The 23,386-nt window shown below is 51.9% G+C and carries 21 protein-coding genes and 1 tRNA gene; 7 read left to right on the top strand and 15 right to left on the bottom strand.

The window, feature by feature from the left end:
- Window positions 1-8: 8 nt before the first annotated feature.
- Window positions 9-1,781 (top strand): SLC13 family permease, encoded by a 1,773-nt coding sequence (locus tag ACSPJT_RS13370; protein ID WP_435893060.1) that lies wholly within the window; start codon window positions 9-11, stop codon window positions 1,779-1,781.
- A gap of 119 nt (window positions 1,782-1,900) precedes the next feature.
- Here the strand turns inward: ACSPJT_RS13370 and ACSPJT_RS13375 are convergent.
- Window positions 1,901-1,975, bottom strand: a tRNA-Gly gene (locus ACSPJT_RS13375).
- 151 nt (window positions 1,976-2,126) lie between these two features.
- Between ACSPJT_RS13375 and trpC the strand changes: the two genes are divergently transcribed.
- Entirely contained in the window at window positions 2,127-2,912 is a 786-nt protein-coding gene (gene trpC, locus ACSPJT_RS13380; RefSeq protein WP_435893061.1) for an indole-3-glycerol phosphate synthase TrpC, read from the top strand.
- 2 nt (window positions 2,913-2,914) lie between these two features.
- Here trpC and ACSPJT_RS13385 read toward each other — a convergent pair whose 3' ends face one another.
- From ACSPJT_RS13385 to ACSPJT_RS13410, 6 genes are all read right to left on the bottom strand, one after another.
- Window positions 2,915-3,298: a response regulator gene (locus tag ACSPJT_RS13385; RefSeq protein WP_435893062.1), complete on the bottom strand. Its 384-nt coding sequence runs from the start codon at window positions 3,296-3,298 to the stop codon at window positions 2,915-2,917.
- Window positions 3,299-3,345: 47 nt separating this feature from the next.
- Entirely contained in the window at window positions 3,346-5,481 is a 2,136-nt protein-coding gene (locus tag ACSPJT_RS13390) for a PAS domain-containing protein (RefSeq protein ID WP_435893063.1), read from the bottom strand.
- Window positions 5,482-5,623: 142 nt separating this feature from the next.
- Complete coding sequence (locus ACSPJT_RS13395; RefSeq protein ID WP_435893064.1) at window positions 5,624-7,420, bottom strand: alpha-amylase family glycosyl hydrolase; 1,797 nt, start codon at window positions 7,418-7,420, stop codon at window positions 5,624-5,626.
- 66 nt (window positions 7,421-7,486) lie between these two features.
- On the bottom strand, window positions 7,487-7,906 hold the full coding sequence (ruvX, locus tag ACSPJT_RS13400; RefSeq protein WP_435893065.1) for a Holliday junction resolvase RuvX: 420 nt from the start codon (window positions 7,904-7,906) through the stop codon (window positions 7,487-7,489).
- A 93-nt stretch (window positions 7,907-7,999) separates the two neighbouring features.
- Complete coding sequence (locus ACSPJT_RS13405; RefSeq protein ID WP_435893066.1) at window positions 8,000-8,758, bottom strand: PEP-CTERM sorting domain-containing protein; 759 nt, start codon at window positions 8,756-8,758, stop codon at window positions 8,000-8,002.
- 98 nt (window positions 8,759-8,856) lie between these two features.
- Window positions 8,857-9,930, bottom strand: coding sequence for a mannose-1-phosphate guanylyltransferase (locus ACSPJT_RS13410; protein ID WP_435893067.1), 1,074 nt, complete (start codon window positions 9,928-9,930; stop codon window positions 8,857-8,859).
- 226 nt (window positions 9,931-10,156) lie between these two features.
- Here ACSPJT_RS13410 and ACSPJT_RS13415 point away from each other — a divergent pair, with 226 nt between their 5' ends.
- From ACSPJT_RS13415 to ACSPJT_RS13435, 5 genes are all read left to right on the top strand, one after another.
- A complete protein-coding gene (locus ACSPJT_RS13415) occupies window positions 10,157-10,354 on the top strand; it encodes a hypothetical protein (RefSeq protein ID WP_435893068.1) in 198 nt (65 codons plus the stop codon).
- A gap of 14 nt (window positions 10,355-10,368) precedes the next feature.
- Complete coding sequence (locus ACSPJT_RS13420) at window positions 10,369-11,253, top strand: SDR family oxidoreductase (protein WP_435893069.1); 885 nt, start codon at window positions 10,369-10,371, stop codon at window positions 11,251-11,253.
- 34 nt (window positions 11,254-11,287) lie between these two features.
- Window positions 11,288-11,830, top strand: coding sequence for a hypothetical protein (locus ACSPJT_RS13425; protein WP_435893070.1), 543 nt, complete (start codon window positions 11,288-11,290; stop codon window positions 11,828-11,830).
- A gap of 152 nt (window positions 11,831-11,982) precedes the next feature.
- The gene (locus tag ACSPJT_RS13430; protein WP_435893071.1) at window positions 11,983-13,266 is read left to right on the top strand and encodes a valine--pyruvate transaminase; all 1,284 of its coding nucleotides are present in this window, start codon (window positions 11,983-11,985) and stop codon (window positions 13,264-13,266) included.
- Between the two features lie 51 nt (window positions 13,267-13,317).
- Entirely contained in the window at window positions 13,318-14,292 is a 975-nt protein-coding gene (locus ACSPJT_RS13435) for a thioredoxin family protein (protein WP_435893072.1), read from the top strand.
- 208 nt (window positions 14,293-14,500) lie between these two features.
- On the opposite strand, the gene ACSPJT_RS13440 is transcribed toward ACSPJT_RS13435, so the two are convergent.
- The 8 genes from ACSPJT_RS13440 to ACSPJT_RS13475 all read right to left on the bottom strand — a co-directional run bounded on the left by ACSPJT_RS13440 (window position 14,501) and on the right by ACSPJT_RS13475 (window position 23,312).
- Window positions 14,501-15,112, bottom strand: coding sequence for a hypothetical protein (locus ACSPJT_RS13440; protein ID WP_435893073.1), 612 nt, complete (start codon window positions 15,110-15,112; stop codon window positions 14,501-14,503).
- 129 nt (window positions 15,113-15,241) lie between these two features.
- Entirely contained in the window at window positions 15,242-15,637 is a 396-nt protein-coding gene (locus tag ACSPJT_RS13445; protein WP_435893074.1) for a hypothetical protein, read from the bottom strand.
- A 91-nt stretch (window positions 15,638-15,728) separates the two neighbouring features.
- Window positions 15,729-16,457, bottom strand: coding sequence for a hypothetical protein (locus tag ACSPJT_RS13450; protein ID WP_435893075.1), 729 nt, complete (start codon window positions 16,455-16,457; stop codon window positions 15,729-15,731).
- A gap of 85 nt (window positions 16,458-16,542) precedes the next feature.
- On the bottom strand, window positions 16,543-17,094 hold the full coding sequence (locus ACSPJT_RS13455) for a hypothetical protein (RefSeq protein WP_435893076.1): 552 nt from the start codon (window positions 17,092-17,094) through the stop codon (window positions 16,543-16,545).
- 405 nt (window positions 17,095-17,499) lie between these two features.
- Complete coding sequence (locus ACSPJT_RS13460) at window positions 17,500-17,628, bottom strand: hypothetical protein (protein WP_435893077.1); 129 nt, start codon at window positions 17,626-17,628, stop codon at window positions 17,500-17,502.
- A 389-nt stretch (window positions 17,629-18,017) separates the two neighbouring features.
- Window positions 18,018-18,605 (bottom strand): PEP-CTERM sorting domain-containing protein, encoded by a 588-nt coding sequence (locus ACSPJT_RS13465; RefSeq protein ID WP_435893078.1) that lies wholly within the window; start codon window positions 18,603-18,605, stop codon window positions 18,018-18,020.
- Window positions 18,606-18,931: 326 nt separating this feature from the next.
- On the bottom strand, window positions 18,932-21,808 hold the full coding sequence (locus ACSPJT_RS13470) for a M16 family metallopeptidase (protein WP_435893079.1): 2,877 nt from the start codon (window positions 21,806-21,808) through the stop codon (window positions 18,932-18,934).
- An 85-nt stretch (window positions 21,809-21,893) separates the two neighbouring features.
- Window positions 21,894-23,312 carry a DUF481 domain-containing protein gene (locus ACSPJT_RS13475; RefSeq protein ID WP_435893080.1) on the bottom strand — a complete coding sequence of 473 codons (1,419 nt, stop codon included), beginning with the start codon at window positions 23,310-23,312 and terminating at the stop codon, window positions 21,894-21,896.
- Between the last annotated feature and the right edge of the window lie 74 nt (window positions 23,313-23,386).

Consider the following 23,386-nt stretch of genomic DNA (forward strand, 5'->3'; position numbering starts at 1 on the left):
TCGAGGCCATGGAAACATTTCACATCATTGCCGTTTTCATCATTCTCGTGGCAACGTTTGCGTGCTTCGTGAAAGAATGGTTGCCTGTCGATTTGGCGGCTCTAGCCGCTTTCGCCCTTTGCATGCTTCTCGGCATGCTGGATGCAGATGATGTCGCCGCAGTATTCAACAATAGTGCGCCTCTAACGATCGGGGCGATGTTCGTTCTCAGCGCAGCTCTGAACCGAACCGGGGTAATCGACCGCATGGCCATTCTGTTTACCAAGGCGGCCAAGGGGAGCGAGCTGCGTGCGCTGGTCATTCTCGCGCTGCTGGTCGCACCGCTTTCCGCCTGTGTGAACAACACACCCATCGTCATTGTTTTCTTACCGGTGCTGATCAGCTTTGCTCGGTCTGCAAATCTCAAGGCATCACGTTTGCTGATGCCGCTGTCATTCATCGCAATCCTTGGCGGCACGATGTGTATTTTCGGAACGTCAACGAACATCCTAGTGTCTGGGGTTTCAGCCAAAGAGGGACTGGAGCCGTTCGGTGTGTTCGAGATCTTGCCATTGGGTGTTATCTACGCCTTGGTGGGGGTAATCTATTTATTGACGGTTGGCCGTAAGCTGATGCCGTCCAGGGACACGGTGTCGAGCCTGTTCGGCTCTGACGATTTACGGGACTTCACTTCCTCTGCCGTGGTCCCGGAAGGATCTCCCTTGGAAGGAAAGAAACTCAGCGAGTCTGACATCTGGGAAAATCCAGAGTTTCGCATCTATTATGTGGTGAGAAACGGCCAGCGTCTGGGTATGTCTCCGCTCGATGAGCTGGTGTTGCATGAGGGGGACACCGTGGTGCTCAAGGCCTCGACCCGAGGAGTCTCCGAAATCGCAGAATCCGGCTCGCTGAGTTTTTATAAAGCGCCCCCGACAACGGAGCGGAAAAAAATCAAACTGGTAGAAGCGATGATCGGTCCTCACTCGAACTTCATCGGCAAGAAAATTACTCAGCTCGATCTGCGGTCACAGTATGGCATCGTGGTGGCCGCCTTGCACAGGAAGGGGGTTAATCTAACGGAGAACGTAGGAAAGATCACGCTGCAGTTTGGTGATACTCTTCTAATCGAAGCGCCGGAGAGCAACTTGCAGCGCTTCGAGAACACCCGGACTGACATCATTTTCCTAAACGATGAAGTCGAGCGTCCGTTCCGACGGAAAAAAGCGATCTTCGCGATGGCCGCAATCGTCTGCGTGGTGTTGGCCTCCTCGTTAGGCGTGCCTATCCTGACTTCCGCGATTGTTGGTGCCGTGGCTGTGATGGTGATCGGTTGCGTAGACCCCAGAGAGGCCTACAACAGCATCGAGTGGCCCATCCTGTTTATCATCTATGGCATGCTGGGCTTGGGTGCGGCGATGGAAAACACGGGCGCGGTCCGGATGGTTGCCGAAAACATCGCCGGAGGATTGAACCCTTTCGGGCCATTGGTGGTGCTTGCCGTCATGTATTTGCTGTCATCCGCACTTACCGAGGTGGTCACTAACAATGCTGTCGCTATCTTGATCACTCCGATCGTGATCTCCATCGCGGAGGGCATGGGAGTGGATGCCAGGCCGTTTGTGGTGGCGGTGATGTTTGGGGCCAGTGCCAGCTTCGCCACACCGATCGGATACCAGACTAATACTTATGTGTTCGGTGCGGGGGGCTATCGGTTCTCCGACTTCGTGAAGGTGGGCCTGCCTCTTAATCTGCTACTTTGGATCATTGCGATCATTTTCATCCCAATCTTCTGGCCGTTCTGATGCAAGATGCACGGCACTTCGTCGTGCGCTCGAACTACGTTCTCATCCGATCACCCAAGGCATAAAAAAACGTTACCGATATGGGTAACGTAATCGTTGAGCAAAATTTTAGGTTCAAATGGAGCGGGTGAACGGATTCGAACCGTCGACATCGACCTTGGCAAGGTCGCGCTCTACCACTGAGCTACACCCGCATCACAATTTGTTGAGCCGTTTCCAGCTCGCCTTGCTTGCGCGGGGGCTTATTTACACCGAGATCAACCGCTGACAAGTCCTTTTTCTAAAAAAATGCATATTAGGCAACTTGGTATTTGGATTTTGAATCGTAGAACATAAAGAACCTGCATGGACATTCTAAGCGAGATCATGGAGCACAAACTGAGCGAGGTGGAGGTAATCCTTCCCCAGCTTGAGAAATATCGTGCTGCCGCTCTGAACCGAAACGACTTTGGCGGATTCCGCACGGCATTGGATCGAGGCCCGGATCGCCTTGGTATCATTGCGGAGGTCAAACACGCATCACCCTCGGCCGGTATTATTGATCCCAACTTCGATCCCCTACGCCAGGCGAACATGTATATCGATGGCGGTGCCAGCTGCATGTCCGTGCTCACCGATGAGAAGTATTTCAAAGGGTCACTGGCGGATCTCACCAAGATTTCACCGATTTCCAGTATTCCGCTGATCCGGAAGGACTTCATTCGTCATGAAATTCAGATTTATGAAGCAATCATCGCCGGTGCCGATGCCATTCTCCTGATCGTAGCGGCCTTGGACCAGGACACGCTGAAACGTCTCTACCAAGTGGCCCGTGATTTCCAGTTGGATGTGCTGGTGGAGGTGCATGACCTGCCGGAAATGGAGCGTGCGCTCGATCTCGGCGCTGATCTCATCGGTATCAACAATAGGAACCTGAAAACTTTCAAAACCGATCTCGCTACCACCGAACGGCTTGCCGATGAGGTGGGGGATGATGTGCTGTTAGTCAGCGAGTCCGGCATCAAAACCGCTGCCGACTGCATGCGCGTCCTGGAAGCCGGCGCGAACGCCATCCTTGTGGGTGAAACCCTGATGAAGGCGAATAACCCTGCCGAGACGATGCAGCAGTGGCTGGATCTGCGTTTACTGTAGATTTAGTTAGAGCCGAGTAGGCTCTCGATTGCCTTGAGAATGACTCCCAAACCGGAGGTCTTGCTGACAAATGGCAGGCCTCCCTTCATCTGGATGCCTTCAGGATTATCTGAGTTTTCTTCGACCAGAGCGGTCAGCATGAGAACTGGGGTCTTCCCCAGGATGAAATCCGATTGAATAGCACCCACAACATCACCTCCATCCATGCCCGGCATCACCAGATCCACGATGCAAATGTCGGGTCTGAACTCGTGCGCGGCTTTCAGGGCCTTGGTGGGATCGTTGATCTGTACCACCTCGTAGCCTGATTCCTCCAGGTTCTCTGCGAGTAATTCAGTGAAATCGACTTCATCGTCGATTAGTAGGACTTTGGGATTCGTTTTCACAATATTGATACTCGCTAGTTCCTCTCATTGAAGCAAGGGGAGAAATGTTAATTTTTTTTCACCCGTAAAGTTAGGACCGCCACAGCCCCCGGACCATCGGTGCGGTTGGCAAGAATTAGCTCGCCGCCATGTAGCTCGGCAATCTTTCTGGATACGGTTAGACCTAGGCCCGTTCCTTTTCCAGTGGATTTGGTGGTGAAGAAGGGATCAAAAAGTTTTCCTAACACCTCTTCGGGGATTCCTTTGCCTGTGTCTTTGACTTCGATTCGGATCATCTCGTCTCCTTCGCGAAGACGCTCCCTGAGTCGTGAGCCCTCATCATGGGCGACGTTTGTCATGTTGACTTGTTCCGTGCTGATAGAGAGCGCACCGCTGTCGCCCATCGAGTGCATGGCATTGATGAAAATATTCACCAGCACCTGTTCGATCTTGGTCTGGTCAGCATCCACTTCCGGCAAATTCTTACCAGGAGTAAAATCAATGGAGATACCACCTTTGACCAGCTGGTATTCCACGAGTTCGAGGGCCTCTCTCACAAGTTTGTTAGGATCGTAGCCGCGAAATTCTAACCGCCTGTCTGAGGAGTAATCTACCAGACCACGGACGATTTTTTTAGCCCGGTCGATGCCACGTTTCATCCGCGCGATCGTTTCCTTGCCTTTGGTGTCATCATCAGGAAGGCGGCGTTCAAGGAGCTCCAGGCCCATGCCAATCATCGCCAGTGGGTTCTTCACCTCATGGGCGACGCCTGCGGCCAAGCGTCCCACTGACTCCATTTTTTCAGCCTGTATCAGTTGCGCATGAGCATTCGTGAGGTTCTCGTGAGTTTGCATGAGTTCCAAGTTGAGGTCCTGGAGTTCCCGTTCGGCTTTTTTCCGCTCGGTGATGTCGGTGGAGATACCGCCGACGGCGTAAATTGCCCCGCTAAGATCGCGCATGGGGAACTTCATGGAAACATAGTCGCGTAACCCATCAGGAAAATCGAGAGTCTCATCGAACTGCAGAGGTTTGCCGCGTTTGATCACGAGGGCATCATTTTTCTGCAGCCGCTTGACCTTCTTGTTGTCGCCGATGACTTCCAAGTCCGTTTTTCCGACAACCTCCTTTGCTTTCAGATTGAAAATCTCTTCGAAGCGGCGGTTGACCATGAGATACTTTCCGGAGACGGATTTGGCATACATCGGAGACGGGCTGTTATCGACGATTTCCTGCATCCGGTGCTCGGTCTGTCTCAGTGCCTCCCGTGCCTTTTCCTGCTCGGTGACATCTCGATTGATGCCCAGCACCCCGGAGACATGACCATCCTTGTCTTTCACAGGAACTTTGGTGGTGATGATGTGTCGTTTGGCGCCGCTGGAGTTCAGCATTTTGTAGGTGTTTTGGACGACGACCTCTTTTTTTCTCATGACCTCTTTGTCATCTGCCAAAAACTGCGCTGAGTGTTCTTTGGGGAAAAAATCGTAGGGTGTTTTCCCCACAACCTCCGCCGGGCTTTTAGCGCCAACGAATTTTGCCAGAGCTTTATTGGCGACAAGGTACTCGCCGCTTTCGCCGCGGATGTAAACACCATCGGGAATGCTGTCCAGCAGTGTCCTCAGGGTGTTACGTTCCTTTTCAAGAGCGTTCTGCGCTTCCACCATTTCAGTGATGTTACTGGAAACCCCGAAGGTCCCTATGGTGCGGCCTTTTTGATCGATGAGTGGCAGCTTGGATGTCAGCACCCAGGCATCTCCTCCGCCGGAGAGGTTTTCCTTTTCGATGAAGCGTTCCTTGCCTTTACCAGTGGCGAGGATCTGGATTTCGTCCTGGCGGTTTTTTGCCGCATTTTCAGGATCGAGGAACTCGGCATCCGATTTGCCTATCATATCTCCCGCAGACATGCCGGAGTAGTCAGCCAGCGCTTTGTTGACCTGTAGAAAGTTAGAGTCTCTGTCTTTGAAATAAATCCAAGCGGGCAAGGAGTCCATCAAGGCTCGGAAATATCTGTCGATCACATCACGTTGATTGCGCGTGCGTCTCAATTCCTGCCGACTTTCGAGTAGCTCCAAACGCACCGTGCCTGTGCCTCCCACCATCAGCATGAGCATCGCCAGTCCTAAACCAAGACAGGTCCATCGACCCCAGCTGGGGATCTCCTGGCCCACAGCGAGCACGACGAGCAACAGGGCGACAGCCGTCCCCATGAGAGCAAACAGATTTTCTTTTCCCAAGTTCACCTTGCGATCTAATCACAGGAGAAAAAAATAAACCAGACATTAAGAATGGGACCACTTGAGTGCGGTCGCCGTGCTCAGCCTATCTAGTTTGGAAAGGGGATACTTCGGATCACTCGATCGCCAGATAGAGAGTGGCTTTCGGGGGGATGTTACCCAGAGGAAGTCCACCGCCGACGAGTTCCATTTTATTCGACTTGGCAGACGTGGCAGAGCCTAAACGATCCGTGAAGTTGAAGGTGTCTTTTCTCCAACTCAGCCACTTGATGGCGTCTTCTGGAATTTGCACGTGAACGTTGTGGAACGTTTCAGAGGGGTGAAGATTGACCACCACCAGAAATGCTTGGCCGGAGGACTTATCCTGACGGAGGAAGCTGTAGAGCCAGTGACCGGAAACATGTTCGCCCCCGAGTCGACCATATTGTTCGTTCCCTCTGTTAGCATAATTCAAGCCGTAGAATTCACCTCGCGTGAATGCAGGCTCGGCACAAAGTCGGAGCAGGCGGGCGTAAAATCCGCGTAACTCTTTTTGCTTCTGGGTGAGTTTGCCACCATCGTATTTGTGCCCATTGACCCAAGGGGTGAGAGTGGGGAGTGACCAGTAGTCGAAGATGGAGGTGCGGGCATCGTCGCCACTGAATCCTTCCGAGCCATAGGCAGGCTCGCCAGTTTCCTGACCGCTGTAGATCATGATGGGACCACGGCCGAGACCAAAGAGGATGGCACTGACTGGTCGGCCGATGTCCATGCCGGCTGCAGCCCATTCTTTCAGCGATGCGATCCGGACTTCGTCATGGTTTTCCGCATAGCGGAGCACACTGTGGAAGCGCGGGGAAAAGGGATTGGCAGCCTCATCGATGTCGTTGGCCCATTTACCATGTTCGATGATGTGTTTGATGGTTTCGTAGCTCGGCGCATCATAAACAGCATCATAACCGGCGGCTAACAGATCATCTAACACATTGCCATCGGTGAGTTTGGCCGGATCGCTGTCGTAAGCTTCAGCCATGAAAAAGACGGATGAGTTGCGCTTTCGGCATCGGCGTATTTGCCACTGCCAGTAGCGCATCGGAATCATGTGCGCCATATCAACGCGGAACCCTTCCACGCCCATATTCTGCCAGTAGGAAAGAATGGCGTCCATCTTCTGCCAGGTATCAGGTGTCTTTTCCAGCAGGGTATCGGCATCAGGAAGCGGATGGAGGTCGTCGCATGGCGGGCCAACACTGAAGTCGTGGCCGTAGTTCAGCTTGATGGTTTCATACCAATCGTTTCTGGATGGCGACCAGTTGATGCAATTGTTACCGGTCACCTTACCGTGATCACTTTCTGGTGGATAGGGCAGAGGACCATCATCGGTGGGCAGCTTCAATGGTGGGCCACCGCCGTGGTGAAGATCACCGAGGTAATAGAAATTATTGTTAGGGTTGAAGAAATGTGAGGTGTCATCGTCTTTACCAAATGAAAGCTCTGGGCGAACATCGCTGGCGTAGGATCTGGCTACGTGGTTAGGCACGAAGTCGATGATGGCTTTCAGTCCATGTCGCTCCATGCGATCAAGCAAGGCGCGGAACTCATCGAGCCGTTTGCTAGGATCAACGGCGTAGTCTGGACAGACATCAAAGTAGTCCCGGATCGCATAGGGTGATCCTGCACGGCCTTTGAGCAGCGCGGGGAAATCAGCCGGGCGGTCTGGGTAGGCAGTGGCACTGGCTTGCTCCAGAACACCAGTCAACCAGACATGGGTGATGCCGAGTTCTTTAAGTGACTCGAGCGCGGCGTCGTTGATGTCATTGAATTTTCCGCAACCGTTCTCTTCGATGGTGCCATGCTCTTTCCGAGTCTCATTGGTATTGCCGAAGTGGCGGACCATGAGCTGGTAGATGTGCGGTCTGTCAGGAATCTCCACGGCTCGGAGTGTGATTGGCCGCGAGATGATTGCAAGGAGGAGCTATTTCTTTTTTGCCTGAAGGGATTAGCTGTATCCTAACCAATTATTAAGAATCTCAACAGCTGCGGCCTGATCAATCACGGTTTTCTGCTTTTTGGCGTTGCGTCCAGCCTGGTGTAATTTCTCCGCAGCAGCCATGGTCGTCATGGTTTCATCGCAGTAATGCAGTGGAATTTCAGGCAGACGTTTTTTAAGTAGATTGCCAAACTTCCGGACCTTGATCGCCGACGGGCCTTCGGTGCCTTGCATATTCAGTGGTAGGCCTAACACAATTTGTTTCACCTGCCGCTGAGCCACCAGTTCTGCCACCCGCTCGATGACATCAGTGGTCTTCACCTGGATGGTTTCCACAGGGTGCGCCATGATGCCAACCGGATCCGTGGCGGCCACACCGATGCGCGCATCGCCGTGATCGAGGCAAAGGATAGGATGTTCTGGGGACATGGTTTGACCGTTAGTTACGAGATGGCAGAGCAAAAAATCCCTCGTCTGTGATCGACAGGCGAGGGATTGAACAAATGCTTCGTGAGGTCCGAATTACTTGCGACGTCGCAAGATTAAGGCAAGACCTCCAAGACCAAGTAGCGCAGCACTGCTGGGCTCCGGCACTTCGTATAGGGTGATGGCATTGAGTTGGCCGCCAGCGCTGCTATTGGTTCCGTCGTTTACAGCATCGATGCCGATGACTTGTGTTCCTGACACATCAGCAGTGAAGACACCAGTGACCAAAAGGGCACTGCCGTAGTCGCTATTTGCCGTGGTTGGGTTGCCGTTGGTAAATTGACCTGCAGCAAATTCAGTAGCACTAACAGTACCGAAAGCATCTTGAACGTTATCGAAGAGGACTGAGCGTGTACCGCCGCCATGATTCGCATTGGTTCTCCCGTCCATCAATAGAAACTGGACGCGGTAAACTGTGCCAGGAAACAGACCGCTAAGGGTGACACCAGTGGCTGGGCCGAGACTGGCTGCTGGTGTGAACCTGGCGGTGTGAGAAAGACCATTGGATACCGTGTGAGCAAATGCACCGGAATTGGGTATGTTGTTGTATGTCAGATTGCCCGTAGTTCCGTTGGCAGCGAAAGCAATTCCGTCAAAGGTAAGTGCGGCACCAGCAGAGTTCTCAGCGAAAACAAAGTCTCCGGATTGATCAAATTGTCCGGTCCCCAAAGTGTCATTGGTGATACTTGTGGTGGTGTTTGTATAAAGTTCACTAGCCCAAGAAATCGTCGCAGCTTGCGAGCTGGCAACTACGAGCGAGGAGGCAATAAGGATGGAACTGAAATGTTTGTTCATCGTATTAATTTTGTATCAGAAGATTGCTGTGCATAATGGAGGTTTTTGAGCCTTGTGGCAAACTCCAAAAGAACAAAATAGCAGCATGTAGGTAGTTCTTAAAGCAGCTCGTCCGGAAGCTGTGCTCCGAGGTTTTTAATCGCATCCGCTTGATGACGATTGGCGATGAGCAGTGCGTCGTCAGTTTGCACCACGATGAGGTCGTCCACACCTAACAGAGCGATTTTTGATCCCTTGCGGGCGTTGAAGATGATGTTGTTCTCGCTATCAATTTCGGCAAGCTCGGTATTGGTCTGGTTATTGTCGCCTTGGGTATCGAGGTATTTGGCCACAGAAATCCAGGAGCCGACGTCATCCCAGTCGAAGGTCGCCTCGATATTCAGCACACGGGAGGCTTTTTCCATCAGGGCGTAGTCGATGGAGATGGGTGTTAGGTGAGGGAATTGATCATCGACGGTCTTGCGCACGTCATTGCTGGTACGGAGATCATGGATGAAATCGGCCAGCTCCGGAGTGTGCTTCGCCAGTTCCTGGGTGACGGTGTGCACCGACCAGATAAACATACCGGCATTCCAAGCAAAATTCCCCTGAGCGAGAAACTGCTCGGCAAGTTCAGGGTTCGGTTTTTCACGGAAACAGGTGACCTCGTTCGGCTGATTGTCGAGTTGAGGCCCATCGATCTCTGCGGCGTCACCGCGCTCGATGTAGCCGAATGATGGGCACGGCCACGTTGGTTTGATACCGATGGTGATCAGCGCTTCATTGTGCTCGGCAGCGGTCAAGGCATCACGCATGACGGATTGATACGCGGCGGTGTCCTCAATGAGTTGATCGGACGGAAGCACCATCATCGTGGCGTGGGGATCGCGAGCAGCGATCAGACCGATACCCAGCGCGACTGCCGGAGCGGTGTCGCGTTTGGCTGGTTCGGCGAAAATATTTTCGGCCGGAAGTTCGGAAGCGACTTCGCGCACGGCGGCTTCCTGTAGGCTGTTAGTTAGGATGAAAATGTTCTCTTTCGGCACCAGTCCCTCGAGTCGGGAAATGGTTTTGTTTAATAAAGTGGTATCCCCAAAGAGGTTGAGGAGTTGTTTAGGGCGGGCATTTCTAGATAGTGGCCAGAAACGAGTTCCGCTGCCGCCTGCCAGTATCAGTGCGTAGTGATTGTTCATGCGTGTACAATGGATGAGTCCGGACGGAAGAAAAGTCAGAAACCGTGAAAATGGAGGCATTTGCGCTTTCATCATCGGTTTCCCTGAGTAGAATGTGGCCATGTCACAGGATCAGACAGAGAATAAAAACTGGATTGAAACGAGCGCGTCGTTCGCCCCAACTGTATTGGGAGCAGCGGCTGGTGTTTTCATTGGTGATTTCATTCACCGGGATTCACGTCGCCCCGTGGCCCTCACCCTTGCTGCCATTGGTGCGTGTGCGCTTGCACCCACACTAGTCGGTACGGTTGTCGATCTCGTCAACGGTCCGAACAGCCGTTACGGCTCCCGGAGAACTCTGCGCCGCATTCGCGATGCAGGTGTACGTCCGGACGAGTTCGAAGACCTCGAGGTTGATTTGGGCGACGAGATGTTCGTAGGCTAACTGGCCTCGCTGAAATGCGCGTTCTACTCACAGGTTCCACCGGGAGACTCGGTGGAGCTTTTTTTTCGTTATGGGGCGCTGCCGACTCACCCTATGATGTGATCAATCTAACAAGGGCCGATGCCGACTTGGCAGACGCAGCCGCTTTGCGTGCGGTCTTGGAGCAGATTTGGAACCGGAGCCCATTTGACGCCATCGTTAATCCGGCGGCGCTGTCAGGGCTTGAGCAATGTCTCGATTTCCCTGAGCAGGCCCAACAAGTGAACGTCGATTCTCCCAAGGTGATGGCGGAGTTCTGCCAAGAAAAAGGCATCCGGATGGTGCATTTCAGCACCGACTACGTCTTCGGTGGACAGCAAGAGGGCAGACTTTGTGAGGGTGATGTCACCGATCCTGTGAATGTATATGGGAAGAGTAAAAGAGCGGGAGAACTCGCCGTCTTGGCGGCCTCGCCAGACAGTTTGGTCTGCAGAGTGTCATGGTTATTTGGACCAGCCACAGCCAAGTCCCACTTTGATCACGTTCTCGATCGTGCCCTGTCTGGTGATGAACAAAATCTAATCTCCGATAAATTTTCCATCCCGACCTTCACCCACGATATCGTCGAGTGGGTTGAGCTGTTGTTAGGAAATAAAAAATCCGGAATCTATCACCTCTGTAATAGTGGCGATCCGGAAAGTTGGTATAGCTACGCTGAAACAGTTTGCCGTTTGGCCAGAGAGCAAGGGCATCCGTTACCAGAGGTCAGGCTGATCCCATCCTTGATCAAGGATGCGGATTTCTTTCGGGAGCCGCGTCCTGTGCACACCGCCATGCTGCCTCAGCGCCTTCACGATGAGGGATTGGTGACCCCCAGACACTGGATGGAAGCCGCACATGTTTACCTGAAAATCCGTTGACCACAGCGCAGGTGCGGTACAGGATACTGGCCGTATGAAATATATAGGTCTCATCACTCTACCTCCGATCGCGCTGGCTCTGATGAGCTGTGACGCATTGAACAAGCCACTCGACGGTGGTGACGCCAGTAACCCTCTGGACCCTCCTGGCCGTGGCGATGCCATTGCCACCACTTCGGACCCGTATGGTCCGCTGTTTACCCCGGGAACTTTCCTCCAGACGGTTTCCCCGCAGACGGCTTTCTTCGCCAATTTCCCCAAGGCAGAAGACCAGCCATCCAAGACGCTGGCTGATTTCACGGACGTGAAAGTCATTTCTACCAAAGGCTCTTACGTCAAGGTAGAGGTAGTGGACACCGGTGACGTCGGCTATGTGCCATCCGTCATGTTGGGTGAAAAACGTTCACCGAACGAAGTTCCCGTGACTCCCGGTGCCGGCGAGGTTCCAGTGACTCCGGGTATCGCACCTGATCCTGCTCCCGCAGCCAGCCCTGATGTTCCAAGCGTTGCTCCGGACCCTGAAGTTCCCGGCATCCAGCCACCTGAAGTTATCGACCCCAGCCGCCCGGCTGAATAATTTGTAGGAACTGACTGCAAACCCATTTTTTCCAGGCGGCATCGGCTCACGGTGTCGCCTGTTTCTTTTCTTAGGTATAGGGGTGGTGAAGCCCACCTCTTCGTGCTAGTTCTGGCACCCACACAAGACACTCAACCAACCACGATAGAACGATGAGCGAGCAATTTTCAAATTTTGGCCAGCGCCTGTGTATGGGTAGCGGCATCGAGGAGCTAATGGACGATCTGGGCAATGCCCTGGTCAACGGAGGCCCGGATACGAAAATGTTAGGCGGCGGTCAGCCGGCCCATATCCCCGAGGTCAACGCCCTCTGGCGCAGACGTTTGGAGGAAATCATGAGCTCCCCCGGTGGTGTGGAGAAAATGCTGGCAAACTATGATCCGCCACGCGGAAATCCTATTTTCCTTCAGGCCATCGCCGATCTCTTCCGCGAGAACTTCGGCTGGGATATCAGTGCCAAGAACATCGCCATCACCTCCGGCGGCCAAACCGCTTTCTTCTTCCTCTTCAACGCCCTCGCCGGTGAGTTCAAAGACGGTTCGAGGAAAAAAATCCTCCTGCCGCTGGTTCCGGAATACATCGGTTACTCCAATCAATCAGTCGGCTCAGACTTGTTCCGCGCCGTGAAGCCGATCATCGAAAAGATCGGCGAACACGACTTCAAATACCGTGTCGATTTCGATAATCTGAAAGTCGATGACGACATCGCCGCAATTTGTGTCTCACGTCCTACGAACCCGACGGGTAACGTGCTCACCGATAATGAAATTTCCAAACTCCGTGCCTTGGCCGATGAGAAAGGCATCCCTCTGATCATCGATAATGCCTACGGCGCGCCGTTCCCTAACATAATCTTCACCGAGGCGACTCCCGTATGGAACGACAACATCGTGCTGACTCTGAGCCTTTCCAAGATCGGCCTGCCTGGCACCCGCACTGGCATCGTTGTCGCACGCGAAGAGATCGCCGCTGCGGTTTCCTCCATGAGTGCCATCGTCGGACTGGCCAATGGCAATGTCGGCCAGCAGATCATGCAGCCGCTGGTGCAGAGTGGTGAGATTCTCAAGCTCAGTAACGAGGTGGTGCGTCCCTACTACATCGAGAAATCCCGCCAGGCCCGCGCTTGGGTGGATGAATCCTTCGACAGTGCGCTGCCGTATCGCGTGCACCTGAGCGAGGGCGCGCTTTTCCTCTGGCTCTGGTTTGAAGACCTCCCGATCACCACCCGCGAGCTCTACGAGCGTCTCAAGGCGCGTGGTGTCCTGATTGTCTCCGGTCACTACTTCTTCTTCGGCCTCGAGGATGAAGACTGGCAGCACCGGAACGAGTGCATCCGCATGACCTACACCATGGACGAGAGCACGGTGCGCGGCGGGATCCAAATCATCGCCGAGGAAGTGGCTGCCGCTTATGCGGGGAAGACCGTCGAGGTATAAACAAAAAACCACTCTGAGTCCGCTTAGCATCACAGAAAGACGATGTTAACGATGAACCACCTATTTTCGCCCGTTCGCAAGAATGGTAAACTACTGGTCGGCCTGATGGTCGCGCTGATGGCTGGGCATGCTTCTGCACAGGAAAAAGTGGAAACTCCCTCCGCCGTCCGCGATGGCTGGGTGACGGACTTTGAAGCTGCCAAAAAAACCGCTGAGAAGGAAGGCAAGGACCTCTTGCTGGAATTCACCCGTGCCAAAGGCTGTGGCTGGTGTATCAAACTTGAAAATGAAGTCCTCACTCAGGACGCCTTCAAGCAGCAAGTCCCTAAGAACTACGTGCTGGTAAAACTCGAATACCCGCGTGATCAGGAACTTCCGGAGGCTTTGAAAAAGCAAAACGAGAAGTTGCTGGATTTCTACCACGTTCGCACCTTTCCACTGCTCGTATTGTGCGATGCCAACGGCCGTCCCTACGCTGGCTCCAGCTACAAGAACAGTGATGCTGAGGGCTACCTGAAACATCTGGCTGAATTACATCAGCGCCGCATCGATCGCGATCAGGCACTTGCTGCGGCTGAGAACCTCGAAGGTGAGGAAAAAGCCCGGATGCTGGAAAAAGGCCTGTCGCAAGTCAGCCGATACTATCATCACCACTACCGCGATGTCATCGACGCCATCGCAAAGGCCGATCCCTCGGATGCCTGTGGTTTCATCGCCAATATCAAAGTCGGGGAAGTGAAAACCAACTTGGGAAAGCTGGTCAGACCATTCTACGAAGAACGTAAGTTCGATGAGATACCCGCCGTGGTCGATGGTTTCATCAAGGAGAACAAAATCGAAGGCGAAGCCCTGCAAGTGGCCCTGCTTTATAAAACCCAGGCCCTCTACTCCTCAGGTAAGTATGACGAAGTAGGAAAAGTGGCAGACGAAGTTCTGGCCATCAACGACGCCAGCCGCGCCGCCCGCTTCGCCAAAATGATCAAAAAACGCATCGAGCGTTTGTCGGAAAAAGAGGGTGAGGAGTAGGGCAATCTTTGCCATCGGCCACTCACAGCCATACTGACGGCAAGTTCTCCTCCTCTGCCGAGCGTCCGAGTCCTGCCAGCCCTACCAGTGGGCGGCGGTCGCAAACAGGGTTGATGGTTGAATTGTCATGAGAATTTCGACTCGGCGCGGGCAGGCACTTGATCATCCGCGTGTTGTTCGCCTAGTTTATTTGTTGGATCAGTAGCGGCTACACCTTGGGTTCAAATACAACACTATGCTCTTCCATCCGAGGATCTCCATAGTCCTCCAAGTCGACAAACCGTGAAGCAAATTCGGCGGAGGTTTCAGGTGTCCACGCTCTAGGAACACGCCACTCGTCGGGAATTACCACCTCTTCGGGATTGTTCCAGATGGGAATGCTGATGCACATCTGAGAATACTCGACGGTGGTGGTAAACGCGAATCGGTCGTTCTTGTATCCGGCGCTCTCGAAGGAGAAATTGACCGCCACAAGAGCGCTAATCTCATAGCGCAATTCCGATAACCGCTTCACTGAAAGCTCCAATATATCAACGGGATTGTGACGCCCTGAGACGTAGATAGAGCCATCTCCATACTGCGCTTTGGGATCCCAGCTTCTGGTGCCATCAAGACGCTTCCATGATCGGCTTCCCGGGAAATCGATCATCCCAAACTCGAATCCAGAATCTATTACCGTCTCATCCTCCGGATCTGCCGCGTCGTCACCTAGATCCAGGGGAGCGTGTGCTATCCCAAGGCTGTAGTGATGAGATGGCGGAAGATTACAATAGGGATTCCAGTGGATCATGGAGGACATTCCTCCTCCGGTTACTTGCATCCTATTGAAGGGAAATCGCTTCTTCCTGCTGAACATCTTTTCTGGCGAACGTCAAAGGACTGGAATCCGCTAGAGGGAGCGCCAGTTCGACGAAGGGGTTAAGGTTCTAATTATCATGGATCTAAACTACTAAACGTCTAGCGGATTGCCAGCTACGACTTGTTCTGCTTGGTCATTGAGCGCATAGCCGACCAGCTTCTCAGCGCAGTGTCCAACTTGTCCTCGTGCGGGGAAATCTACCGAGGAAATCTCTATCTCTTCTACCTGCAAATCGCTGTCATGAATCCGGTTAGCTTCTGACACTCCGTAGAGCACTTCGGCAATGTATTCATCTATATCAAATTCGGGAGGCTTCACATACTCAAGTCCCGAACGAATCAGAACAAATGGACCACTCTCAGGCATTTCTCCAAATCGCAGAGAAACCATAACAGAGCAAGGCCCTGTAATGTGCGACATCCGATAATATTTCGCAGTGCTAAACTGGGGCATCATGCTGGATTCTTTTGCAGAACGTCCTGGCATAGCCAACCCTCACGGGAGAGCAAACTTGGACGAAGGAGTTGAGGTTGTAATTGGTGTTAAACTTTAACAAACCGACGCCGTGTGGGGTTGGCTACTGCGACTTGTTCTGCATTTTTGTTGGTTTTTCTGGTCTGTCTTGTAATAAGTCTAAGGATCTAGTTCCTGTTCCGAAGTAAAGATAAACTATAACGGAGTCAGATTTATCCTTATAATGATTAACTAGTTTATTCGATGTGAAATTTGAAATGTTTATTCTAGGTTGAGTAAGTGTAAACCCATCATAGGTTTTCCGCTTATCCCCATTAATTGCGATTATTGGATAGAGGTTAAACTTTGAGCCTCTAGCACAAGTTCTCGGTTCAGTTTTTGAATTCTTGAAAAAGCTAGCAGCTGGGCGAGATGCGGCGAAATTAGGTAGGTCAATAAAGCCAGGAAATCTGAAAAATCCTGTATCATTAACGCCTACAAGTCTTTGGGTATCCATGTTCCACCCAAAGGTAATAATACTGCGATAGTTACCCTTGGAAAGAGATGCTCTAGAGTACTTACCAAGTGAGAAAAACTTTCTGCTGACACACTTTCCGTCCTGATAGCGTTCTGCTAAAAATTGAGTATCTTCCATGAAGGTATCGCCCTTATATACTCGGTCTATGATGGCTTTAGGGATAACGCAATCACAACGGAATTCGATGACTCTTGCTAACTCTAATAATCGAGATTCATGACGCGGAATTTCGGTTTTGTTGAAGTGGCAAACATTTTGTGCGAAGGCTATGGTGCAAGTTAGCAATGCTATGATTGCGATTAGGGTGCTTTTCATGTGTGATATGGAATTTTTAGCATAACGTCCTAGCAAAGTGAGCGCGGGGTGGACAATCGAATTCAGGGTGCGCGTTGTCCGCGCTTCACTTCTGCGCCTTGTTGGCCTTGTCGTTTCCGAAGAGCGCATTCTCCAGCGTCATCCCGAGGTTGGCCGTAACTGACTTCTCCAATGCGGCATAATACTCGGGATCATGGTCGTTGAGTTGCTTGACCAATAGCTTTCCAAGTTTCGGCGCGTAGAAATAGGTCGCCTCAGAATTGTAATCGGGAACCATCTTTCCGTCCTCATCTTGCTTCACGGAACGCAACTCGCAAAAGGCTCCCAGGGTGTTTACGTAAACGTAGGCCAGTGGCTCATCCTTCTCCCCGAGGAATACCAGATGGCATAAGTGGCCGGCGAAGAGGGGGAGGCCGCCAACTTGAGTCGGAGCGTCAGCAAAACTGCTCAGCAGCTGCTTGATTTGCTCGGGTTGGCCAAACGAAGTTTTCAACTTGATCGGATCTCGGTTCTTCAGCTCGTAGTCCCATCCGAGCACGATTACCCGGCTCGCTGTTTCGACCTTACTTGCGTCGCGAACCCGCATGGGTGGATCGGCAGCGCATGCGACAATCGCACTGAGAAGGAATATCGTCATCGCTAAATTCATGAGGCCAACTAGTAGTTAGTAATACACTGGAAAATCTATCAATCGCTTTATAATCGTCCAGTAGATAATTGTCCCTAGGGGTTATTATCTGTTGGAAAATAACCGGATGATTGAAATGGTCGGAAATTTGGGTTGAGAAAGGTTCGAGAATCCATTCGTTTCCTTATGATCTGGGGCTAAATAATTGATATGATTTGGATGCATGTATGAGGGTTAGGCAACGAATGACTAGTGTGGATCTTCCAATAATTTCATGCAGCAGATAAATATCAGGGTGGTAATAGAACCCCTGAAAATTTGATGTGAAGATGACTATTAACAAATAGTGGTCTAACTATTTTTTCGATTTACGTGAATTCGCGTCCATTCACGGTTAGAAAATGTCAGTCTCAGCTACTTGGTGAAGATATCTTCAGCGGTGACTTCTTTGATGGTGCCGAGTTTTTTTAGGGCTTCTAAGTCTACTCGGGTGCGGTCGCCTACGATGGAGATGCGCTTGGGGATCCCGGCTTCTGGTGCCATCAAGACGCTTCCATGATCGGCTTCCCGGGAAATCGATCATCCCAAACTCGAATCCAGAATCTATAACCGTCTCATCCTCCGGATCTGCCGCGTCGTCACCTAGATCCAGGGGAGCGTGTGCTATCCCAAGGCTGTAGTGATGAGATGGTGGAAGGTTACAATAGGGATTCCAGTGGATCATGGAGGACATTCCTCCTCCGGTTACTTGCATCCTATTGAAGGGAAATCGCTTCTTCCTGCTGAACATCTTTTGTGGCGAACGTTTTAGGTCACTCACCAGATACCCTGTGTGGCTAAACTATGAAAGAAAATACAAGCGAACAGGAAAACTTCCATCGAAGCCAAACTACGCCCGCGGGTATATGGTTGATTGCACCTACTTGTTCGACCTAGGAAGCTCTTTTACGATGAGATACAAATCCTAATAATCCAAGGCCTAGAAGCAATGCTGATGATGGCTCAGGAACAGCAGCAGGAGAAGGAGCAGATCCAATTACTACTGATATAGTGTCTGTATTAGGAAGGGTATAATCAAATGTGCCTACATTTACACCAAGAGTTGCTAAATCCGTGCCCGAAAATACCCCTTCAGAAAATATACTTCCACCTGAAACAAACCCTGTGGGAACGAGGAGATTATTACTCTCAAATCCAAAATGATCTCCAGAGGTCGTACCAGTGGCATTGAAGCCACCAGTCCCAAATGTAAGCGAAAAACCTAGTCCTGAGTATACATCCCCAGGTCCAAAAAATAGAATTTCAGGATCAGTTGGGTCTATCCGAAAATCATCGGGAAAAGGACTATTACTCAAAAACGACAAGCCAATAATATCAAGTGTGCCTGATGCTTGAGCTCGCACATCAGCACCATCTTCCCAAATATTTATTGTGACTGCACCTTTTGCTCCCCCTACAAGCGATCCAAATGTGATTAGAGTGGCAGCAAGGGTGGCTACTTTTGTTTGTTTTAGTTTCATAAAGAAAGTGTTTTTGTTAATTTTTGTCGAACAGTGTTATTAGTTGACTAGGAAAACAGAAATTTACAGATGATTAACAATGTTGATTCGTTAATCATTGGGTATGTAGCCTACTTAGACAGGTGATGTGTAGGCTGCCAGTTTTAGTAAAGGCGAGACAAATATTGGTTAAAGATTGTAGGTCTTCACATCCATTGAGCAGCTGGAGGTGTTATTACAGATTTATGGTTAGTCACAGATGATTAAAATACACATCGTCCTGCGATGGGTTGCTATCGCAGGGGGAACACGCATCCTTAAATTATGTCTGGGGGCTCCAGTTTTAGCTACTTGGTAAATATATCTTCAGCGGTGACTTCTTTGATGGTGCCGAGTTTTTTTAGGGCTTCTAAGTCTACTCGGGTGCGGTCGCCTACGATGGAGATGCGTTTGGGGCGGGTTTTGACGGTTTGGCTGTAGAAGTCTAACATGTCCGCGAGTTTGGAGTTGGGGATTTGTTGGAAGGCCAGTTCGCTGGGGTTGAAGTCGATGCCACGGCGTTGCCAGAACTGGATGGTGCCGGCACGGCTTCTGAAGCCACTGCGCTCGGCCCGAAGACGGTTGATAATGGCATCGCGTGACTCGGTGAAACGCACATCCGACTCTGGGAGTTTGTCGAAGAGCTGAAGGAATTTACCGATGGCTTTGTCCACTTTGTCTGCCTGGCAGGCCATGTTGCCGATGGCGAGATAGGAGTCCCCGGTCCAGCGTGGCGTCGTCAAGTAGCCCGCCGCCGAGTAAGCGAGACCGCGTGATTCTCGAATCTCCTGAATCACAACGCTGCTCATACCGCCGCCGAAATACTCGTTAAAGAGATTGAGGATGATGATGTCGGCAGGTTTGAGCCCCTCAAGTTCGGACTCGATCCAGATTTGCGCCTGAGCCATCTCTCTGTGATAGAACGTGATTTCGACAGGTTTGGTGGTCTTGTTGATGGGTCGGTTCGGCGCCGCTGGAGCTTGCCCCTTAACTTCCAGTGTGGGTGTGTTTTTCATCCACTGACTTTCGGAAAGTTTGCCGATGTATGAAACCTGGTGCGGGAGAGTAAGCAGGTCAGCGAGTACCTTTTTCAGCTGCTCGACGGTTAACTTGTCAAGGGCCTCACTGCTGGTGCGGGTGATGTATTTGGACTGCTTGCCATAGCGACTGTAACGGGCCATCGCGTGGAGAATGTTAGATGGTTCCTCCATCGCATCGGCGCGATCGACTTTGGTGTCAGCTACCAAGTTGGCAAGAGTTTCCGGACTGGACTGCATGTCATGCAGCCATTGCCAAAAGAGCTTCACTGCCGGTGCGTAGGAGCTTGATAAACCGGAGAGCGTGATCTGGGTGTGATCTTCAAAGACGGAGAAATCACTATTCACTCCCAGCTGATACCAGCGTTTTCCCAGCTCCACGGAGGATAAATCTGTGGTGCCGGAAAGTTCTAACAAATCGAAGGTGGTGAGCAGTAAGTCATCGTGCAAACTGCCCTTGGGAAATGTCCAGGTAATCGAGAAGAGGTTGTTGACTGGATTTTCTGTGGTGTAGAGAATCACGCCGTTATCCAATTCTGTTTTCTGATAGTCTTTGCCATCACGAATGAAATAGGGACTCAGCGGCGGAACCACACTTTCCAAGATCGACTTAGCAAAAGCACTCTCACTGGAAGAGTTCAGCGGCACGGCATCGATCTGCGGTTTCTCGATGTGATTGACTGCAGGTTTGCCTTTGACCAGGTGACCCACGATATAGTCTGCGCCAAAATATTGATTGGCTACGCGGATGACATCATCACGGGTAACTGCGGCGATGCGTGCATCGTGTTGTGAAGCAAACGACCATGGCTGGCGTGCAATGTAGGAATCTCTGATGATGGCCACACGGCTCTCATTGGACTCGTAGGCTTCTTCATTTTCGCTCTTCAGATTCATGACAATGGCCGGTATCAACCAGTCCTCAAACTTGCCTTGCTTAATTAACTCGAGCTGTTTCAGCAGCAGAGATTCCACCTCGTTCAGCGTTTGACCATCGCGAGGTGTGCCGTAGAGGTATTGTGCTCCGGCTTCGTTCAGAGGGCTCGGATAACTGCCGGCTGAGCGCACCAGCTGGGGCTGCACCAGATTCAGGTTGATCAGGCCAGCCACCGAGTTATCCAGAATCATGTCTAACATCAGAAGCGCCTCTGCATCCTTATGATTGTTAGGCGTGGTGCGCCATGCCATGATCACGGACTCCTCACCCTCGTGGGTGATGCTGACACGTTTGATGCCTTTGATCGGATCGGGCACAACAGCGTCACGCTTGCTCACTGGCTTTGCCTGCCATTTTCCGAAATGCTGATCGATCACAGTAATCGCTTCATCCAGGGAAATGTCCCCGCTAAGGATGATCGCCATGTTTCCAGGCACATACTGTTTTTCAAAATAGTCTCTGATTCTAACAAGAGATGGGTTTTTCAGATGTTCGGCCAATCCCAACACCGTCTGGCTACCGTAGGGATGGCCAGGGAAGAGTTCTTTCTGAACGGCCTCGTAAAGCTGGTTGGAGCCGCTGTCCAGCGAGGTGTTCTTTTCTTCATACACCGTTTCGAGTTCGGTGTGGAACAGGCGGAAAACCGGATCGGCAAATCGCTCTGACTCGATGCGGGCCCAACGCTCCAGTTGGTTCGCTGGCAGGTCGACTTTATACACGGTCTCTTCGTAAGAGGTATGAGCATTAACGTCTGTTCCGCCGATGAGTTTGTAAATCCGGTCAATGTCATTGGCCACGGCGAACTGGGCCGCTTCCTTGGAGATCTTGTTGATTTCCTGATAGATTGCCTTGCGTTTATCGGAGTCAGTTTCCTTGAAATGCTGCTCGTAGAGCTGGGTGATTTTATCGAGATAGGGTTTTTCCTTTTCGTAATCGAGGGTGCCCATTTTCCGAGTGCCCTTGAACATCAAGTGCTCCAGGTAGTGAGCCAGACCAGTACTGTCGGAAGGGTCAGTGGTGCTCCCGGCTCGTACTGCGATTTCGGCGTAGAAACGAGGGGCCTCGGCATTGCGCGAGAGGTACACGGTCAGCCCGTTATCAAGCTCATAGACCCGCACCTGCATCGCATCTGAGTCGTGCACCAGCTTGGGCGCGGCAAGCAGTGCGGGGAGAAACAGAAACGAGAAAAATAGAGCGGCAGCAATTTTCATACTCCACTACCTAGCAGCATATACCTGCTGGGGCTAGTGTGGAGTTGTGGACTGCGGCGGGAGCTACGGCGTTCGCGTAGCCAATTTACAGCGCGAACTCAAAGCCTGCGACCAGTTTGAGGTCATTGGCTTTGCGTCCCTCAGCGGGCGTATTGTCGTAGGTATCGGTCAGCAGCACCTTGAGTTTGGTGGTGTCACTGATGGCGTGATCGAAGCCGAATTTCGAGCTGAGGATATAGTTCGAAGGATCAGAGGCCTCACCGCGCCAGCTGAGTTCGCTGTAGATGCGGGTGCGAGGATTGAAGTGCTTCTCTGCCTTGAGTGTGACGTAGGGAGCAAAGTAGGTGTCGGTGATGCCGCCTTGCTTTTCGGTGACGATCGATGGACCAACTTCGATGGAGACAAAGTTAGGTCCATCTTCACAGAGGAAACGGCCAACGTAAGGAGTCAGGGCGAGGCGGTAGTCGAGATCGGCAAGGGCGTCGTAGTCGGCATCAAAACGAAGACCGACGAAGTAAGGTTTTTTGAAAGTATACTGGTGATGCAGGTCGAGTTCGGCGGATTCGGAGCTGCGCAGGCCGTCGGTTTCACCGTAGTTGCCTGAGAGACCTAACTCGCTGGAAGTTAGATCGGTCTTCCGTTTGGCCAGAATACCTACTGCCAGTGAAGAGGCGTCAGTATTTCCAGAAGCAAAGGAGCCTCCGAGCAGGGCGGTAGTGACCCACGATCCCATCTCGGCCTTGCGCTTCTTGTGCACATCATCGAGAGATGGTGCGTCTTTACCACCGGGCGAGAATGAATAGCCCAAGCCGATGGTGATCAGCTGGTCGTCGGCTTTGGTGCCGTTGTTGGTTTGACCGTAATGGATAGATTTGGCGACAAGGCGCAGCGACCAAGGTCCTCCCAGTGCCGACTCGATCCCGGCCTCAGCGGTGAAGATCGAGTTGTTCAAGTCAGCCATTTCTCCAGTGACTTTCAGCGATTGGAAAAAGCGGGTGTTGTCAGTGATCTGCCAGTCGAAATATTGGGCTGCCTTGTAAGAGGCATATTCATCGGTCATGCCATTGCGGTCCTCGAAGACAAACCCTGGGCCGGCTTCCACCCGTAGTTTATACTTGGGGGTGTCGATGATGTGGTAGCCCAGCAGTGCGTAGGTTCCGATCCGGTAATCGACATTCGCCATCGGATCGTAGAGAAAATCATTCGAGGCACCGGCATACCAGCGGGAGTTGGGAAAGCGGCGGGTGAACTTCAGTTCGTTGGCAATCTGCTCATTGGTGGTCAGGCCATCGTCCTCACCGTAGATGGCATCAAACTCATTCGAGTAGGTGAAAAGGCCGGATTTCTTCACGCTGTCGATCCCCAAGGTCGTGTGCAGTGTGTCCGAGTTCCCCGAAGTCAGGCTGAGGCCAAAGTTGCCATTGTGTTTCCAGTCAGTTTCCTCGGCATTGAGAAAACTGGGCAGGGTGAGAAAAAGCAGGGAAATCAGCTGAGTCGATCGCATGCGGGCGTGGTGCAGGCGATGGTGGTTTTTTTCAAGTGCAAACGCATACAAAAGCCACCTGGCCGAGATAAGGC

Origin of the sequence: Oceaniferula spumae (assembly GCF_042849255.1) — a bacterium.
Lineage (GTDB): Bacteria > Verrucomicrobiota > Verrucomicrobiia > Verrucomicrobiales > Akkermansiaceae > Oceaniferula > Oceaniferula spumae.

Excerpts from the sequence above, each read along its gene's own strand:
- ACSPJT_RS13430 (WP_435893071.1), top strand. The coding sequence starts at position 11,983 with ATGAGCGAGCAATTTTCAAATTTTGGCCAGCGCCTGTGTATGGGTAGC.
- ACSPJT_RS13405 (WP_435893066.1), bottom strand. The coding sequence starts at position 8,758 with ATGAACAAACATTTCAGTTCCATCCTTATTGCCTCCTCGCTCGTAGTT.
- ACSPJT_RS13445 (WP_435893074.1), bottom strand. The coding sequence starts at position 15,637 with ATGCCAGGACGTTCTGCAAAAGAATCCAGCATGATGCCCCAGTTTAGC.
- ACSPJT_RS13370 (WP_435893060.1), top strand. The coding sequence starts at position 9 with ATGGAAACATTTCACATCATTGCCGTTTTCATCATTCTCGTGGCAACG.
- ACSPJT_RS13465 (WP_435893078.1), bottom strand. The coding sequence starts at position 18,605 with ATGAAACTAAAACAAACAAAAGTAGCCACCCTTGCTGCCACTCTAATC.
- ACSPJT_RS13435 (WP_435893072.1), top strand. The coding sequence starts at position 13,318 with ATGAACCACCTATTTTCGCCCGTTCGCAAGAATGGTAAACTACTGGTC.
- ACSPJT_RS13450 (WP_435893075.1), bottom strand. The coding sequence starts at position 16,457 with ATGAAAAGCACCCTAATCGCAATCATAGCATTGCTAACTTGCACCATA.
- ACSPJT_RS13470 (WP_435893079.1), bottom strand. The coding sequence starts at position 21,808 with ATGAAAATTGCTGCCGCTCTATTTTTCTCGTTTCTGTTTCTCCCCGCA.
- trpC (WP_435893061.1), top strand. The coding sequence starts at position 2,127 with ATGGACATTCTAAGCGAGATCATGGAGCACAAACTGAGCGAGGTGGAG.
- ACSPJT_RS13455 (WP_435893076.1), bottom strand. The coding sequence starts at position 17,094 with ATGACGATATTCCTTCTCAGTGCGATTGTCGCATGCGCTGCCGATCCA.
- ACSPJT_RS13440 (WP_435893073.1), bottom strand. The coding sequence starts at position 15,112 with ATGCAAGTAACCGGAGGAGGAATGTCCTCCATGATCCACTGGAATCCC.
- ACSPJT_RS13390 (WP_435893063.1), bottom strand. The coding sequence starts at position 5,481 with ATGGGGACGGCTGTCGCCCTGTTGCTCGTCGTGCTCGCTGTGGGCCAG.
- ACSPJT_RS13410 (WP_435893067.1), bottom strand. The coding sequence starts at position 9,930 with ATGAACAATCACTACGCACTGATACTGGCAGGCGGCAGCGGAACTCGT.
- ruvX (WP_435893065.1), bottom strand. The coding sequence starts at position 7,906 with ATGTCCCCAGAACATCCTATCCTTTGCCTCGATCACGGCGATGCGCGC.
- ACSPJT_RS13425 (WP_435893070.1), top strand. The coding sequence starts at position 11,288 with ATGAAATATATAGGTCTCATCACTCTACCTCCGATCGCGCTGGCTCTG.
- ACSPJT_RS13420 (WP_435893069.1), top strand. The coding sequence starts at position 10,369 with ATGCGCGTTCTACTCACAGGTTCCACCGGGAGACTCGGTGGAGCTTTT.
- ACSPJT_RS13475 (WP_435893080.1), bottom strand. The coding sequence starts at position 23,312 with ATGCGATCGACTCAGCTGATTTCCCTGCTTTTTCTCACCCTGCCCAGT.
- ACSPJT_RS13460 (WP_435893077.1), bottom strand. The coding sequence starts at position 17,628 with ATGGCACCAGAAGCCGGGATCCCCAAGCGCATCTCCATCGTAGGCGAC.